Annotated in this window: 16 protein-coding genes; 10 read left to right on the forward strand and 6 right to left on the reverse strand. The window is 69.7% G+C overall.

What is annotated here, in order from left to right:
- Window positions 1-115 precede the first annotated feature (115 nt).
- Window positions 116-493 (forward strand): hypothetical protein, encoded by a 378-nt coding sequence (locus tag AB0M92_RS08150; protein ID WP_366101257.1) that lies wholly within the window; start codon window positions 116-118, stop codon window positions 491-493.
- On the opposite strand, the gene AB0M92_RS08155 is transcribed toward AB0M92_RS08150, so the two are convergent.
- On the reverse strand, window positions 429-950 hold the full coding sequence (locus AB0M92_RS08155; protein ID WP_366101258.1) for an LURP-one-related family protein: 522 nt from the start codon (window positions 948-950) through the stop codon (window positions 429-431). The two genes, AB0M92_RS08150 and AB0M92_RS08155, sit on opposite strands and share 65 nt — an antisense overlap.
- A gap of 32 nt (window positions 951-982) precedes the next feature.
- Between AB0M92_RS08155 and AB0M92_RS08160 the strand changes: the two genes are divergently transcribed.
- From AB0M92_RS08160 to AB0M92_RS08195, 8 genes are all read left to right on the forward strand, one after another.
- Entirely contained in the window at window positions 983-1,786 is an 804-nt protein-coding gene (locus AB0M92_RS08160; RefSeq protein ID WP_366101259.1) for a hypothetical protein, read from the forward strand.
- Window positions 1,787-1,826: 40 nt separating this feature from the next.
- Window positions 1,827-2,348 carry a DUF4240 domain-containing protein gene (locus tag AB0M92_RS08165; RefSeq protein ID WP_366101260.1) on the forward strand — a complete coding sequence of 174 codons (522 nt, stop codon included), beginning with the start codon at window positions 1,827-1,829 and terminating at the stop codon, window positions 2,346-2,348.
- Between the two features lie 303 nt (window positions 2,349-2,651).
- Window positions 2,652-4,199 (forward strand): recombinase family protein, encoded by a 1,548-nt coding sequence (locus tag AB0M92_RS08170; protein ID WP_366101261.1) that lies wholly within the window; start codon window positions 2,652-2,654, stop codon window positions 4,197-4,199.
- Window positions 4,200-4,679: 480 nt separating this feature from the next.
- Window positions 4,680-4,952 (forward strand): hypothetical protein, encoded by a 273-nt coding sequence (locus tag AB0M92_RS08175; RefSeq protein WP_366101413.1) that lies wholly within the window; start codon window positions 4,680-4,682, stop codon window positions 4,950-4,952.
- The gene (locus AB0M92_RS08180) at window positions 4,933-5,451 is read left to right on the forward strand and encodes a DUF6879 family protein (protein ID WP_366101262.1); all 519 of its coding nucleotides are present in this window, start codon (window positions 4,933-4,935) and stop codon (window positions 5,449-5,451) included. The genes AB0M92_RS08175 and AB0M92_RS08180 overlap by 20 nt, the downstream gene beginning before the upstream one ends.
- Before the next feature lie 12 nt (window positions 5,452-5,463).
- The gene (locus tag AB0M92_RS08185) at window positions 5,464-6,312 is read left to right on the forward strand and encodes a helix-turn-helix transcriptional regulator (RefSeq protein ID WP_366101263.1); all 849 of its coding nucleotides are present in this window, start codon (window positions 5,464-5,466) and stop codon (window positions 6,310-6,312) included.
- Between the two features lie 98 nt (window positions 6,313-6,410).
- Window positions 6,411-6,602, forward strand: coding sequence for a hypothetical protein (locus AB0M92_RS08190; protein WP_366101415.1), 192 nt, complete (start codon window positions 6,411-6,413; stop codon window positions 6,600-6,602).
- The gene (locus tag AB0M92_RS08195; RefSeq protein ID WP_366101264.1) at window positions 6,599-6,829 is read left to right on the forward strand and encodes a hypothetical protein; all 231 of its coding nucleotides are present in this window, start codon (window positions 6,599-6,601) and stop codon (window positions 6,827-6,829) included. Before AB0M92_RS08190 ends, AB0M92_RS08195 begins: the two co-directional genes overlap by 4 nt.
- 5 nt (window positions 6,830-6,834) lie before the next feature.
- On the opposite strand, the gene AB0M92_RS08200 is transcribed toward AB0M92_RS08195, so the two are convergent.
- The gene (locus AB0M92_RS08200) at window positions 6,835-7,551 is read right to left on the reverse strand and encodes a hypothetical protein (RefSeq protein WP_366101265.1); all 717 of its coding nucleotides are present in this window, start codon (window positions 7,549-7,551) and stop codon (window positions 6,835-6,837) included.
- A gap of 74 nt (window positions 7,552-7,625) precedes the next feature.
- On the opposite strand from AB0M92_RS08200, the gene AB0M92_RS08205 reads away from it, so the two are divergent.
- Window positions 7,626-9,473 carry an NHL domain-containing thioredoxin family protein gene (locus AB0M92_RS08205; protein WP_366101266.1) on the forward strand — a complete coding sequence of 616 codons (1,848 nt, stop codon included), beginning with the start codon at window positions 7,626-7,628 and terminating at the stop codon, window positions 9,471-9,473.
- 135 nt (window positions 9,474-9,608) lie between these two features.
- Here AB0M92_RS08205 and AB0M92_RS08210 read toward each other — a convergent pair whose 3' ends face one another.
- From AB0M92_RS08210 to AB0M92_RS08225, 4 genes are all read right to left on the reverse strand, one after another.
- Window positions 9,609-10,667 carry a hypothetical protein gene (locus AB0M92_RS08210; protein ID WP_366101267.1) on the reverse strand — a complete coding sequence of 353 codons (1,059 nt, stop codon included), beginning with the start codon at window positions 10,665-10,667 and terminating at the stop codon, window positions 9,609-9,611.
- A 155-nt stretch (window positions 10,668-10,822) separates the two neighbouring features.
- Window positions 10,823-12,115 carry a M18 family aminopeptidase gene (locus AB0M92_RS08215; protein ID WP_366101268.1) on the reverse strand — a complete coding sequence of 431 codons (1,293 nt, stop codon included), beginning with the start codon at window positions 12,113-12,115 and terminating at the stop codon, window positions 10,823-10,825.
- A 101-nt stretch (window positions 12,116-12,216) separates the two neighbouring features.
- A complete protein-coding gene (locus AB0M92_RS08220; protein ID WP_366101269.1) occupies window positions 12,217-12,957 on the reverse strand; it encodes a hypothetical protein in 741 nt (246 codons plus the stop codon).
- A 105-nt stretch (window positions 12,958-13,062) separates the two neighbouring features.
- Window positions 13,063-14,892: an acyl-CoA dehydrogenase gene (locus AB0M92_RS08225; RefSeq protein WP_366101416.1), complete on the reverse strand. Its 1,830-nt coding sequence runs from the start codon at window positions 14,890-14,892 to the stop codon at window positions 13,063-13,065.
- Window positions 14,893-14,910: the final 18 nt, after the last annotated feature.

Below are 14,910 nucleotides of genomic sequence, written 5' to 3' on the forward strand. Positions count from 1 at the left end.
TCCCCGGAAGGCCCCGGTTGACGCCGGGGTTCGCGGGCAGAGGGGAGGAGCGGGCGGCGCCGGACGCCGCTTCCGCGACGAGGTGACGACGAAGCGACGAGGAGGCGGGTGCGCCGTGACGAACGAGGCGGAGGACGTGCTGGAGGCCGCCCTGGAGCCGCACGAGCCCGACGCGGCGGAGATCGAGGCCCGCCGGCGCGTGCGGGACCGGGCCACCGGAATGACCCACCACGAGGCGCAGGCCGCCCTGGAAGCCGTGCTCTCGGACGCCGGTGCAGACGCCGGTGCAGACGCCGGCGCCGGCGGCCTGGAGTCCGCGGACGCCGCCGTCCGCGCCGAGGCCGCCGAATGGCAGCGCATCGCCGACCTCCTGCTCGACCACGGAGGCCCGTACGCACCGGACACCGACGCCTACGTCCAGGGCCAGCTCACGGCCCGGAACCACCATCGGGACCGGTCCCGCCCTCCCGCTCCTTCTCCGCCAGCCGGATGACGCACACGGCGACCGCGATCAGCAGCGCCGCGTCCGCGTCCTCCCGGATCACGTCGACGGCGTACGTCTCGCGGATCCGGTACCACTGGCGGGAGATCAGCGCGAGCAGCTCCCCTTCGTACTCGATCTTGAACTCCCGGTCCAGGAGCCGCCCGCTCACGTCCAGTTCGGTGCCCTCGACCAGCGTGACGAGGTAGTGGCCCCGCAGCAGGGAGAGCCGCTTGCGGCGGATCACGGCGAGCCGCCGCTCGTCGCGTTCCAGGGTCATCGCGTCGCGCAGGCTGAACAGCTTCTCCCGCAGCGTGATCAGGATGTGCCCGTCCGGGTCCTTCAGCTCCAGCGTGTCCCGGATGCGCAGTGCCTTGCCGTCGACGAGGAAGGCGTGCCTGCCGTCCTCGTCCTCGATCCAGTAGTCGTCCCCGACGGCCAGCATTTTGTCCCGAACCAGGTATTTCATGCCCGGATCGATGCCCGCGATAGGTTGCCGTCATGCCCCTGCTCTATGTGACCGACCTGGCGTACCCGGCGCGCGGCCGCCGCTACTGCGACGAGGACATCTTCCTCACCTCCCGCCTGCGCGAGCACTTCCCGCTCGCCCTGTGCCATCCGCTGGACGCGGCGGCCGTCATGGCGGACTTCGACGCGGTGATCGTCCGCAACAGCGGGCCGGTCCTGCACTACCAGGAGGCGTACGACGCCTTCCGCGCGGCCGCGCTCGCCGCCGGCACCCGCGTCTACAACCCGCTCACGGGCCGCGGCGACATGGCCGGCAAGCAGTACCTCCTCGACCTCACGGCCGCCGGCCACCCGGTGATCCCCACGATCGACGACCCCGCGGACCTCGCGCTGCTGCCGTCGGTGCCCTCGTACGCGGTGAAACCCAAGCAGGGCGCCGATTCCATAGGCCTGACCTTCACCGCGCACCCCGGCGGACCGGCGGGGGTGAACCTGATCCAGCCGCGCATCGACTTCGCGTACGAGGTCTCCTTCTACTTCGTCGACGACGCCTTCCAGTACGCCCTGTACGCCCCGGACCCGGCCCGCCGCTGGCAGCTGGAACCGTACGGGGCCACGGAGGCCGACCTCGACTTCGCCCGCTCCTTCATCGCGTGGAACACGCTCTCGCACGGCATCCAGCGGGTGGACGCCTGCCGCGCACCGTCCGGCGAACTCCTCCTGGTCGAGCTGGAGGACCTGAACCCGTACCTCTCACTGGACCTGGTCCCGCCGGCGACGCAGGAGGCCTTCGTCACCGCTCTGACGCGATCCCTCCACTCCTTCCTCACGGTCTGACGACGCGTCCGATGTCAGAGGGGGGTGCCACGATTCCCCCATGGACAAGCAGACGTTCTGGAAGCTGATCGACGCCGCCCGCACGGACGCCGAGCCGGACCAGGTGGCGCAGCGCGCCTCGGAGTTGCTGGCGCGCTGCCCCGAGGACGAGATAGCCGCCGCCCAGCAGGTGCTGTGGGACCTGCTGGCGGAGTCCTACCGCAGCCCCCTGTGGGCCGCGGCGTACGTGATCAACGGCGGCTGCTCGGACGACGGCTTCGACTACTTCCGCGGCTGGCTCCTGACCCAGGGCGAGGAGGCCTTCGCCCGGGCCCTGGCCGACCCCGACTCCCTCGCGGACCACCCCGCGGTCCGCGAGGCGGCGGCCGAGGGCCTGGAGCTGTGGGACGAGGAGGCCCTGTCGATCGCCTGGACGGCCTACGAGTCGGCCACGGGCCGCGAGCTCCCGGCGGACTCCTTCACGATCCGCTACCCCGAGCTGGACCCGTCCTGGGACTTCGACTTCGACGACACGAGGGAAACCGCCACCCGCCTCCCCCGCCTGAGCGCCCTCTTCGACTAGCCGCCCCGCGGGACCGCCCGGCGCACACGGCCGCAGGGCCAGACGGCCAGACGGCCACACGGCCGTGACCGGAGGTTCACGGGCGGATGGCAAGCTTGAAGGATGAACGATGCTGCCCCGGCGCCCACCCCTGCGCCCGCGCCCCGCCGTGCCCGTGTCCGTGCCCCCGAGCTGATCGGCAAGGGCGGTTGGATCAACACTGGCGGGAAGGACCTGAAGCTCGCCGACTTTCGAGGTCGCACATTGATCCTCGATTTTTGAAAATAGACAACAGACCACCGAACTCTTCGTCACACTGACTGTGTGCACCAAGACACAATCTGTGACCTGTACCTCCGCCTGTCTCTTGACCGGGACGGCAAGACCGCAATCGAACGGCAGGAAGCCGACTGCCGTGCCTGGGCCGAACGCAACGGACTGACCGTCCGCAAGGTCCACATAGACAGAGGGCGCTCCGGCTACAAGACCGTTGAGCGCAAGGGCTTCGACGCCGCGCTGGCGGCCGTCACGGCGGGCGTCGTGGGCACGCTGATCGTCTGGAAACTGGACCGCCTGTCCCGCAAGGGCATCGGCCAGGTCGGCAAGGTGCTGGACGACATCGAGAAGGCCGGCGGCCGTCTCGTCTCAGTCGTGGACGGTCTCGACACCTCGAACGACTCGGCGCGCATGGTCGTGGCGATGCTCGCCGAGCTCGCGCGGTCCGAGTCGAAGAATCTCGGCACACGCGTCGGCCATGCCAAGCGCTACCTGCGCAGCAAGGGCCAGTGGATCGGCGGACAGCCTCCGTACGGGCTGCTCATCGACCAGCAGGCCAAGAAGCTCGTCCATGACCCGGAGCACGCCGTCTACGCTCGTCTCATCGCGGATGAAGCGCTTGCCGGAACGTCGCTGGTCAAGATCGCCCGACTTCTCAACGAATACGAGATTCTTTCGCCCAGAGGCGGGCAGTGGAACGCGGCGAGCATCATGCAGCTCCTGCGCTCCCCAGCCTTCGCCGGCCTGATGCCGGAGACTGAGACCTTCGAGACGGACGACGGCGAGCGGAAGTACACGGGCAGGGTCTTCCCGTACCGCGATCCCGAGACTCTGGACACCGTCGAGATCGGCGAGGGGATCATCACGGTCGGAGAGCGTGAACGGATCATCCGCACCCTGGAATCCAGGACATTCGTACACGCAGGAAAGCGGCGGCCGAAGCCCGAGGGGACTGCGCTGCTCACAGGACTCGTCTACTGCGCGGTACCCGGCTGTGGTCGCCGGATGCACCGGGTGGGAGGCAGCTACCAGTGCATGGCTCGCCGGGCGGGCAACCAGTGCATCGGAGCGTCAGCGCTGGCTGAAGCGGTTGACCAGTACGTGACGGAACAGTTCCTCACGAAGCTCCCAGCGCTCGAACCGGACGACCCGTTGCTTGTCGCGATCGCAGACCGCTGGGTCCACCGCGTGGACCCGGAGACCTTCGCGAAACGTGATGCGCTTACTGCTGAGATCCAGGATGAGGAAGCCCGCCTCGCCGATCTGGAGGACGCGCGATACGTGCGCGGTGAGTTCAGTGGCTCTGCAGCCGTGGAGCGCTACAACCGGCTCGCAGAGCGCCTGAGGGGGCGCATCGAAGGGCTCGGCACCGATCTCCGAAAGCTCCCCATGCCGTCCGTGGACGTGTCGCCGATGCTCGACGGCCTCATCCTGCGTGAGGCGTGGGCTGAGGCCACGAACGAAGACCGGCGCGGCCGGTTGTCACTCGCGATAGACAGGGTTGAAGTGACCAAGGGAGTGCGCGGACAGCGGATCATCCCTGAGCAACGCATCCAGATCCATTGGGCGAAGCTGGGTACCGACAGCGTCACCTGAGCACCGGCGTAACCCCTCCAGCTGTCGGCAGCGGACACGCGTGACGAAGTGACGAAGTGACGCTCTCCCTCCGTTACCTCTTATAGAGGTGTTGTTGTTTCTATGAGTGGATCAGAACTAATCGTCATTCCGTCACTTCGTCACCCGGGATGTCCAAAGTTCAGGCGCAGCCCTCACTGCGACCCCGGCCCCAGCTCGGAAAACGCGCCCTGGGTGCGGCTCCGTTTTTGAACTGCTGACGCTTGCGGCCACTGGGAAAGGGCCTCTTTGAGACCCTGGGAACGCCCCCGTTAAGGGGTCATAGGTTGTGCGAAGGGTTGCTGGAGCCTCCGGTGGCTGCCCGTGCTGGGTGGCTGTCGGGGGCTTCGTCGTACCCGCGCCGTGAACCAACAAGCTTGTCCTGACGCCCTCTTGCGCCGGTCAGCCACAGGAGTGAGGCTCGTGCACGTTCGTGCAACCGACTCGACACCTGGAGTGATCGTGAACCTAAGGTTCCTCGGCATCATCCCGAACACGCCGACCGACGAGTCCCCGACCATCTGGCTTGATGAGGAGACCGGTGACCTGCTGATCCAGTCGTACAAAGCGACGTCGGAAGAGGTCAAGGCCTGCCAGGAGATCGGCTCGATCCCCGGGCACTCCGCGGACGTGCCGGACCACGAAACGATCATCAGGCTCCCCGCGGTGATGCTGAAGTACATCCCGCGCCCGGACGAGAACGGAGAAGCCGGAAGTGCAGCCACCCGCGCGTAACGCACTGGCCCGCGCACAGCAGTCGGCCGTGCATCTTGAGTTGCGTGACAGCTACATGCTCGATGACCCGGAGTTCCTTGCCTGGCAGCATGGCAAGCGGCTGGATCCGGCGGATCGGTCGTCGTGGTGGGGCGGCTGGCACGACGCGGTGAGCGCTGCCACGGCGCGCGGGGTGGTGGTCCGCCGGGTCCGCGTCGTGTCCGAGCCGATCAGTGATTACGTGCGCTACGAGTACGACTGCACCTTCACCAATTTCGCTGCGGGTGAAATGGTCCGGTGGCTGCCCCGCCGGCAGACGACGGACTTGGCGTTGCCAGGTACGGACTTCTGGGTCTTCGACGGCAGCCAAGCCCTCTTCCACCACTTCACCGGAGAGGGCCAGTTGGACGAAGACGGGCGGGAGTACACCGACGATCCTGCGCGGGTCCACCTGTGCACCACGGCGTTCGAGGCCGTCTGGCAACGCGCTATCCCGCACGAGGAGTACAAGCCGCGCTGACCGGTCACCACCATGGCTGTCTCTCCCTCCTCGAATGCCCAGCAGGCCCGGCAGGCGCTGGCGAACCGACTCGCTGAGCTATGCCGGGACTCCGGCCTGAACGGGCGTGATCTCGCCCGGCTCTGCGGATGGCACCCGTCCAAGTCATCCCGGATCATGAACGCCCGTACGCCTCCGTCCGCCGACGACATCCGGGCTTGGTGCCGTGCGTGCGGGGCCGAAGGGCAGACGGACGATCTGATCGCCTCGTTGCGGACCGTCGAAGACATGTGGATCGGCTGGCGACGCATGGAGCGCGCCGGGCTCAGGCAAGCACAGGAAGCCCGGCTGCCGCTCTTCGAGCGAACCCGCCGGTTCCGCTCCTACTCCTCGTGGTTCGTTCCGGGCCTGATCCAGACCTACGGCTACACGGAAGCCGTCTTGCGTGCCGTGCAGCGGAGACGGGTCGAGGTCGATGACGTGGCCGATGCCGTCGCCGTGCGCATGGAGCGTCAGCGCGTCCTCTACGAGGGTGACCGCCGGTTCGCGTTCCTGGTTGAGGAGTCGGTCTTGCGTAACGGTCTCGGCGGGCCGGACGTGCAGGAGGAACAGCTCAGCCACCTGCTTGCGGTCGGCTCCCTGCCCAGCGTCAGCCTGGGCGTGGTGCCCACGCGGACCGATCGGTCCCGGATGCCGGTGGAAGGCTTCTGGATCTTCGACACGGCACAGGTCAACGTCGAGCTGGTCTCCGGCTACCTCACGCTGACCCAGCCGAGCGAGGTTGCCGCGTACGCGGACACATTCACGGAACTGGCCGAGATGGCCGTCCATGGGGCGAAGGCCCGCGCACTCATCACCAGCGCCATTCAGACCCTCGGGTGATGACCGTGCAACCTCATGCAATCTCCTGGGAGTTGCAGCTCCACCGTTCCTAGCGTGGTCGCTACACGGACGACACGAGGAGCGGGGCCGTGAAGACGATCGCGTATGAGCAACCCCCGGTAGAGCTGCCGTTGCGCACAGACCCGGACCCCGTACCGGCGGCCGGCTGCGGAGTCTGCGCTGCTCTGGCCGTCCAGCGTCGGGAAGCCCGTCACCAGGGCGACCACTCCACGGTCAGCGATTGCAACGTGGAGCTTCGGAACCACCCGCACCCTGGGGAATCGGCATGACCGTGAGGGCCGTGCTCCGGTACGTCAGCTACGTCATGCACCGCCACCCCTCGGCGGAGACGACTGCCACGGCGCGGTGCCTGAACCCGGACTGCCAGTGGACTGCCGCGCCGACCGGGAACGCGGACGTGTGCACCGACATGTGCATCGAGCACACGGGCCGGACCGGGCACATGACCTTCCTGCGCGAGTTCTCGGAAGTCGCTGTGGTCGAGCGCGCCCAGTGAGGGTGTCAGTCACCGACCTGGTGTTCCACGCGGTGGCGGATGTACTCGTCCGGATGGGACCGAGCTATCGCCACGGCCGCGTCCACCAGGTCGTGCAGCTCCGGCGGATAGGCCGACTTCCGGAGCGGCAGGCCCGGCAGGATGCAGCGCCGGACATCCAGGTGCTCGTTGATCACGAACTCGCGTAGCGCGGATTCGTACCACTCGGCCACCACGGTCGGGGCGTCGTCGGGCTCCGTCGGACCGGTGCCTGCGGGGTGCTCCGCCCGTACGGTGGGCATACGCAGGGGTAGAGCCGACCAGTACCAGGCATTCGCCGCGCCCGCCCGCTCGACGTCCGTGCCCGCCCGCAGGTAGCCGAGCAACGAGGCTTGGACCCGCCCGCGCCCGAACGCGTTCAGCGCCGGTTCGAGGAAATGGCGGTTGAAGCTCGGGTCGGGGTCGTAGACGGCTGCCTTGATCAGCGTCTCGAAGGACTCCTCGGAAAGGATCAGGTCCCGGCGGCAGGCCTTGTACAGCGCTGTCCGAGCTTGGTTCACCCAAGTTCGTGGATCGCCGGGCTGCGGTTTGTGAACGACATCGAGCCCGAGGACCCGGACGACCTCCGCCACGCATCCGGCGAACACCTCCCTACGGCCCTCCACCGGCCCCGGCAGCGCCATGAACCCCTGCACCGTCCGCGCCGTCTCGCCGGCAGTCGTCTCGCCCTCGTCCGTAGCCAACCTTCGCTCCCCTGTCGTAGGTCCTGCCGTACGCATGTGATCCGACGTTCATACCAAGATGGCAAGCTTGAAGGATGAACGATGCTGCCCCGGCGCCCACCCCCGCGCCCGCACCCCGCAAGCGTGCCCGTGTCCGTGCCCCCGAGCTGATCGGCAAGGGGGGCTGGCTGAACACCGGCGGGAAGGAAATCACCCTCGCGGACCTGCGAGGTAAGTGCGTTGTTGTGGATTTCTGGACCTTCTGCTGCATCAACTGCCTGCACGTCCTGGACGAGTTGCGCGAGCTGGAGGAGGAGCACCGCGACACCGTCGTGATCATCGGCGTCCACTCGCCGAAGTTCGTGCACGAGGCCGAGCACGCGGCCGTCGTCGACGCCGTCGAGCGGTACGAGGTGCACCACCCGGTCCTCGACGACCCCGAGCTGGCCACCTGGAAGCAGTACGCCGTACGGGCCTGGCCGACGCTCGTCGTCATCGACCCCGAGGGGTACATCGTCGCGCAGCACGCCGGCGAGGGGCACGCGCACGCCATCGCGCGGCTCGTGGCGGAGCTCGAAGCCGAGCACGAGGCCAAGGGCACGCTGCGCCGCGGGGACGGGCCGTACGTGGCGCCCGAGCCGGTGGCCACCGACCTCCGCTTCCCCGGCAAGGCGCTCGTCCTGCCGAGCGGGAACCTCCTCGTGTCGGACTCGACGCGGCACCAGCTCGTGGAGCTGGCCCCCGACGGCGAGAGCGTCGTACGGCGCATCGGCAGCGGCGAGCGCGGCTTCGGGCCGGACTCCTTCAGCGAGCCCCAGGGCCTGGCCCTGCTTCCCGACGGCTCCGTCGTCGTCGCCGACACCGTCAACCACGCGCTGCGCCGCTTCGACCCCGCGACCGGCGCCGTCGAGACCGTAGCCGGGACCGGCCGCCAGTGGTGGCAGGGCTCCCCGACCTCCGGCCCGGCCCTGGACGTGGACCTGTCCTCGCCGTGGGACGTCGCCTGGTGGCAGGGCAAGGTGTGGATCGCCATGGCGGGCGTGCACCAGCTGTGGACCTGGGATCCGCAGACCGCGGCCGTCGCCGTCGCCGCCGGGACGACCAGCGAGGGCCTGCACGACGGGCCGGCGCCGGAGGCCTGGCTCGCGCAGCCCTCCGGGCTCGCGGCCGCCGGGGACCGCCTGTGGATCGCCGACTCCGAGAACAGCGCCCTGCGGTACGTGGAGCCCGCGGGCGAGGGGGCCGACGGGTACGCCGTGCGGACCGCCGTCGGAACCGGCCTGTTCGACTTCGGCCACCGGGACGGCGACGCCGCCCAGGCCCTGCTCCAGCACCCGCTCGGGGTGACCGCCCTGCCGGACGGCTCGGTCGCGGTGTGCGACACGTACAACCACGCCCTGCGCCGCTTCGACCCGGCGACCGGTCAGGTCTCCACACTGGCCACCGACCTGCGGGAGCCCAGCGACGCGGTGCTGGTCGGCGAGGACATCGTGGTCGTCGAGTCCGCCCGCCACCGGCTGACCCGGCTGCGGCTGCCGGAGGAGGCGGTACGGGTCGACGCCGTCGCGCACCGCACCCAGCGGGCCGCGACCGAGGTGGCCCCGGGCACGCTCCGGCTCGACGTGGTGTTCCAGGCGCCGGCCGGCCAGAAGCTGGACACCCGTTACGGGCCGTCGACGCGGCTGCTGGTGTCCTCGACCCCGCCGGAGCTGCTGGTGGGCGGTGACGGGACCGGGACGGACCTGTTCCGGGAGCTGGCCCTGAACCCGGAGGTCACCGAGGGCGTGCTGCACGTCTCGGCGATGGCGGCCTCGTGCGATGACGATCCGGCGAACGAGTACCCGGCCTGCCACGTGCACCAGCAGGACTGGGGCGTGCCGGTGACCGTCACGGCCGGCGGCGCCACCCGGCTTCCGCTCGTCCTCGCGGGAATGGACGCCTAGGGGGCGACGGCGACGGCGATGGAGACGGCGACGGCGACGGAGAGGGCCGCGGCGACCGCGAGGGCGACGAAGAAGCGGCCCGCGGCCGGGGCCCGCCGCGGGCCCCGGCCGTACGGTTCCTGCCTCTCGTCCGGCTCAGCCTTCGTGCTTGCCGTGGTCGCCCTGCCGCCCGTGGTCGCCGGGCTCCGCGTCGCCCTCGACCGCGTCGGCGACCAGCAGGTTCGGGTCGACGCCGTCGAGGAAGGCGCCGCTGGTGACGAAGACCTTGTGGTGGCGGACCGCCACGGAGGTGGGCCCGGACAGCCCGTCCTCCTTGGTCAGCACGATGGTGTGGCTGCCGTCGGGCAGGACCAGGGCGAGCTCGCTCGCGGTGGTGTTCAGCGCGGCGAGGACCGTCTCGCCGTGTCCGGCGAACGCGAAGTCGTCGATCCCCGTCAGCCCGGTGGCGTGCGTCATGGTCCTCCCCGCGGACCCGTCCTCGTCGACCGGGATCCGCAGCAGCGTGCCGCGGTCGAAGTTCGACACCCAGACCGCGTGGTCGCGCACCTTGATGCCGTTCGCGCCGATGAAGGAGGTCGGCTCCAGCGCGACGCCGGTGGCCCAGGCCGTCACCTCGGGCTCCCCGTCCAAGGGGATGCGCCAGACCGTGCCGAGGACGGAGTCGGCGGCGTAGATCAGCCCGAGGTGCTCGTCGAGGGCGAGGCCGTTCACGAAGCCCTTCGGTGACGTGTCGACGAGCTTGGAGACCTTGCGGTCGGGGGTGATCCGGTAGATGCCGCTCTCGGCCGTGCCGGTGTTGTAGCCGACGTAGAGCGTCCCGTCGTGGGTGCGGACGATCCCGCTCACGACGGCGACGCCGAGCAGGGGCGTCTGCGGGTCCTCGACGTCGGGCAGGGTCGCCAGCACCCGCTTTCCGCCGTGCCGGTCGACCCGGACCACCTGGCGGGCGAGCGCGAGGGTCAGATCGGCGGAGCCGTCGGGCTCCAGCGCGATGTTCTCCGGCGTTTCGCCGGCCTCGAAGTCGAAGTCCGCGATGATCCGCGGATCCGCGAGGGACAACTGCGCGTCCGCGGACTCCGGCGGCTTGGGCGTGGCCGCGGCGGGTGCGGCCACGAGCAGGGCCAGGGCGATGGCGAGGGCGCCCGCGACGCGTGGCACGGGGTGGGGGCGGAGCAGGCGGAACAGGCGGAGCACGGGACTCTCCTTGTCGGCCGGGAAGGGCGGAATCCCAGCACAACATGACGGAGTGTCACCATACGTTCATCGCACCGCGGCGGCGCCGAGATCGACCCGCCCGGCCGAAGGGCGCGCCGCTTCCCGGACCCGGGAGGCGGCGCGGCCGTACGGACTCAGCCCTCCAGGAACGCCACCAGGGCGTTCGCGAGCAGGTACGGGTCATCCGCGCCGCACAGCTCGCGGGCGCTGTGCATCGACAGGATCGCGATGCCGATGTCCACGGTCTGGATCCCGTGCCGCGCGGCCGTGATCGGGCCGATCGTCGTCCCGCACGGCATCGCGTTGTTGGAGACGAACGACTGCCACGGCACCCCGGCCCGCTCGCACGCCGCCGCGAACACCGCCCTGCCGCTGCCGTCCGTCGCGTACCGCTGGTTGACGTTGACCTTGAGGATCGGGCCGCCGTTGGCGCGCGGGTGGTGCGAGGGGTCGTGCCGCTCGGCGTAGTTGGGGTGCACGGCGTGGCCGGTGTCCGAGGACAGGCAGATGGTGCCCGCGAAGGCCCGCGCACGGTCTTCGAAGGTGCCCCCGCGTGCGAAGACGGAACGTTCCAGCACGTTCCCCAGCAGCGGCCCGTCCGCGCCCGTGTCCGACTGCGAGCCGTTCTCCTCGTGGTCGAAGGCGGCCAGCACCGGGATGTGGTCCAGCTTGTCGGCGGTCGATGCGGCGGCCAGCGCCGCGACGCCCGCGTGCACCGAGACCAGGTTGTCCATGCGCGGGCCCGCCACCAGCTCGCGGTCGCGCCCCAGGTACGAGGGCGGCTCGATCGAGTGGACCATCAGGTCCCAGCCGGCCACCGAGCCCTGCGGCAGGCCCTCTTCCTCCTCCAGGAAGGCGATGAGGTCTCCCTCCTGCACCTCGCCCAGACCCCAGATCGGCTGCATGTGGCGCTGCTTGTCGAGCTTGAGCCCGTCGCTGTTGACCGACCGGTCCAGGTGCACGGCCAGTTGCGGGACGCGCAGCAGCGCACGGTCCACGTTGACCAGCCGCTCGCTGCCGTCGCGCAGGGTCAGCCGGCCCGCCAGGCCCAGGTCCCGGTCCAGCCAGGTGTTGAGCAGGGTGCCGCCGTAGATCTCGACCGCGATCTGCCGCCAGCCCTGTGAGCCCGTGTCAGGCAGCGGCTTGACGCGCAGGTTGGGGGAGTCGGTGTGCGCGCCGACGATCCGGAACGGCATGTGCGCGGTCGCGCCCTCCGGGACGAACCAGGCGATGAGCGCTCCGCCGCGCAGGACGAACCGGCCTCCGCTGCCCGAGTCCCATGCGTCCGTTTCCGACAACTGCCTGAAGCCTGCCTTTTCCAGCCGCTCGGCCGCATTGGCCACGGCGTGGTACGGCGACGGACTGGCCGTCAAAAAGGTCATCAGATCGTCGGTGTGGCCGCGGTCGAAGCGGGCGGGAGAGCTCATGTGGTTCACCTTAACGACGGTCGTGTTCGCCATGGTCGGGCTGCGGCGGATAGCCGAAACGCCGGGCTGCGGGCTGTGTGGTCCACGTCCCGGCGGGCTGTTCAGCCCGGCGGGCGCTCGAATCGGCGCTGTAGCTGCCTGCGCTCGCCCCGGCGGATGCGCGGGAGCATCTCCGGGGTCGTCGCGGAGCGCTGCGCGCGTCTCTTGCGTCCGGCGCAGAAGATACAGGCCTCACCGGGTGGCGCGTCCGGGTCGATGGGCGCGCCGGGGTGTTCGGAGCAGCCGGAGGCGTTGCGCGGCCTGGACAGTTCGCGCGCCACGATGAATGCCCGGTGGAGATCGTCCGCTATCCGGACGAAGTCCTCGGCGGGGGAGGAAAAGCCCAGGTGGAAGCGGCGGTCTTCAACGATGCGGAGGTGGTCGCGCAGGGCCTGCAGCGTGTACGGCGGGTCCGGCACGGGATAGCCCAGCCGGCGCTGCTCCCCGGCGGGCGGGGCGGCGGCCGCCGCGCGGGCGCCCTGGGAGCGCAGCCCGAGGCGGCGCCGGTCGTTGCAGATCAGGCAGCGGCCCCAGCCGTCGGGTGCCTCGGGGTCCAGGGCCCCGTTGGGGTGCTCGGAGCAGCCGGTGTAGCTCTTGGCGGGCGCCAGCCCGGCGGCGGTCTGGAAGGCGGTGTACAGGGCGTCGGCGACGGCCTCGTACTCGGCGGGGTGGGCGCCGTCGTACAGCTCCCGCAGATGGTCGCCGAGGCTGCCCAGGGCGGCCTGCAGCTCCTTGAGGGCGTACGGCCGCCCGGTCGGGACGGAGTACCCCCTGCTGTTGCCGTGCTGCTCTGCCGGACTCATGTCTACGAGCGTCCCACGAACCACCGACAACCTGTGAATGCCGACGGCCGGGCCCCGCAGCGGGGGCCCGGCCGTCGGGCGGATGACCGTGGAGAGCCGTGAAGGCTAGAACGCGGCCTCGTCGAGCTCCATCAGGGAGTTGTCGACGGACTCGGCCAGCGCGCGGGCGACCGAGACGTTCGGCAGCACCTGCGAGGCGAAGAACTTCGCCGCCGCGATCTTGCCGGTGTAGAAGGCGACGTCCTTCGCGGGGGCGCCGGCGGCGAGCTTCTCGGCGGCCACGGCCGCGCCCTTGAGCAGCAGGTAGCCGACGACCACGTCACCGGAGGCCATCAGCAGGCGGGTGGTGTTCTGGCCGACCTTGTAGATGTTCTTGACGTCCTCGCCGGTGGCGGTGAGGTCGACGATCATCTGGCCGACGATGGCCTCCAGGTCCACGGCGGCCTTGGCGAGCGCGTCGCGGGCGCCGGCCAGCTCCTCGCCGCCGACGGCCTCCGCCAGGAACTTCTTGATCGTCTCGGAGAGGACGTTCAGCGAGGCGCCCTGGTCGCGGACGATCTTCCGGAAGAAGAAGTCCTGGCCCTGGATCGCCGTGGTGCCCTCGTAGAGGGTGTCGATCTTGGCGTCGCGGATGTACTGCTCGATCGGGTATTCCTGCAGGTAGCCGGAACCGCCGAAGGTCTGCAGCGACTGGGCGAGCTGCTCGTACGAGCGCTCCGAGCCGTAGCCCTTCACGATCGGCAGGAGCAGGTCGTTCAGGCCGATCTCGGCGGAGGCGTCCTCGCCCGCGGCCTGCTTGACCTGGATCGCGTCCTGGACGGAGGCGGTGTACAGCACCAGGGCGCGCATGCCCTCGGCGTACGCCTTCTGCGTCATCAGCGAACGGCGCACGTCGGGGTGGTGCGTGATGGTGACCTTGGGGGCCGTCTTGTCCATGAAGTTGGCCAGGTCCGGACCCTGCACGCGCTCCTTGGCGTACTCCAGGGCGTTCAGGTAGCCGGTGGAGAGCGTCGCGATGGCCTTCGTGCCGACCATCATGCGGGCGAACTCGATGATCATGAACATCTGGCGGATGCCGTCGTGCTTGTCGCCGATCAGCCAGCCCTTGGCGGGGTGCTGGTCGCCGAAGGTCATCTCGCACGTGTTGGAGGCCTTGAGGCCCATCTTGTGCTCGACGTTCGTCGCGTAGACGCCGTTGCGCTCGCCCAGCTCGCCGGTCTCCCAGTCGAAGTGGAACTTCGGGACGAGGAAGAGGGACAGGCCCTTGGTGCCCGGGCCGTGGCCCTCGGGGCGCGCGAGGACGTAGTGGAGGATGTTCTCCTCCATGTCGTGCTCACCGGAGGTGATGAAGCGCTTCACGCCCTCGATGTGCCAGGAGCCGTCGTCCTGCTGGACGGCCTTGGTGCGGCCGGCGCCGACGTCCGAGCCGGCGTCCGGCTCGGTGAGGACCATGGTGGAGCCCCAGCGCTTCTCGACGGCTATCTGCGCGACCTTCTTCTGCGCCTCGTTGCCCTCTTCGAAGAGGATGCCGGCGAACGCCGGGCCGGAGGAGTACATCCAGATGGCCGGGTTCGAGCCGAGCAGCAGCTCCGCGTAGGCCCAGATGAGGGAGCGGGGCGAGGTGGTGCCGCCGATCTCCTCGGGCAGGCCGAGACGCCAGTACTCCGAGTCCATGAAGGCTTCGTAGCTCTTCTTGAAGGACGCCGGGACGGGCGCGGTGTTGGTGGCCGGGTCGAAGACCGGCGGGTTGCGGTCGGCGTCCGTGAAGGAGTCGGCCAGCTCGTTCTCGGCGAGGCGGGTGAGCTCGGACAGGACGCTCTTGGCGGTCTCGGTGTCCATCTCACCGAACGGTCCGGTGCCGTACAGCTTGTCGCGGCCGAGCACCTCGAAGAGGTTGAACTCGATGTCGCGGAGATTCGACTTGTAGTGCCCCATGGCGACGGCTCCGTTAAG

Origin of the sequence: Streptomyces sp. NPDC051582 (genome assembly GCF_040681715.1) — a bacterium.
Classification (GTDB): domain Bacteria; phylum Actinomycetota; class Actinomycetes; order Streptomycetales; family Streptomycetaceae; genus Streptomyces.

What these genes read in the sequence shown, in the direction of transcription:
- AB0M92_RS08215 (WP_366101268.1), bottom strand. Translation starts at nt 12,115, where the DNA reads ATGAGCTCTCCCGCCCGCTTCGACCGCGGCCACACCGACGATCTGATG.
- AB0M92_RS08195 (WP_366101264.1), top strand. Translation starts at nt 6,599, where the DNA reads ATGACCGTGAGGGCCGTGCTCCGGTACGTCAGCTACGTCATGCACCGC.
- AB0M92_RS08185 (WP_366101263.1), top strand. Translation starts at nt 5,464, where the DNA reads ATGGCTGTCTCTCCCTCCTCGAATGCCCAGCAGGCCCGGCAGGCGCTG.
- AB0M92_RS08225 (WP_366101416.1), bottom strand. Translation starts at nt 14,892, where the DNA reads ATGGGGCACTACAAGTCGAATCTCCGCGACATCGAGTTCAACCTCTTC.
- AB0M92_RS08160 (WP_366101259.1), top strand. Translation starts at nt 983, where the DNA reads ATGCCCCTGCTCTATGTGACCGACCTGGCGTACCCGGCGCGCGGCCGC.
- AB0M92_RS08165 (WP_366101260.1), top strand. Translation starts at nt 1,827, where the DNA reads ATGGACAAGCAGACGTTCTGGAAGCTGATCGACGCCGCCCGCACGGAC.
- AB0M92_RS08205 (WP_366101266.1), top strand. Translation starts at nt 7,626, where the DNA reads ATGAACGATGCTGCCCCGGCGCCCACCCCCGCGCCCGCACCCCGCAAG.
- AB0M92_RS08220 (WP_366101269.1), bottom strand. Translation starts at nt 12,957, where the DNA reads ATGAGTCCGGCAGAGCAGCACGGCAACAGCAGGGGGTACTCCGTCCCG.
- AB0M92_RS08155 (WP_366101258.1), bottom strand. Translation starts at nt 950, where the DNA reads ATGAAATACCTGGTTCGGGACAAAATGCTGGCCGTCGGGGACGACTAC.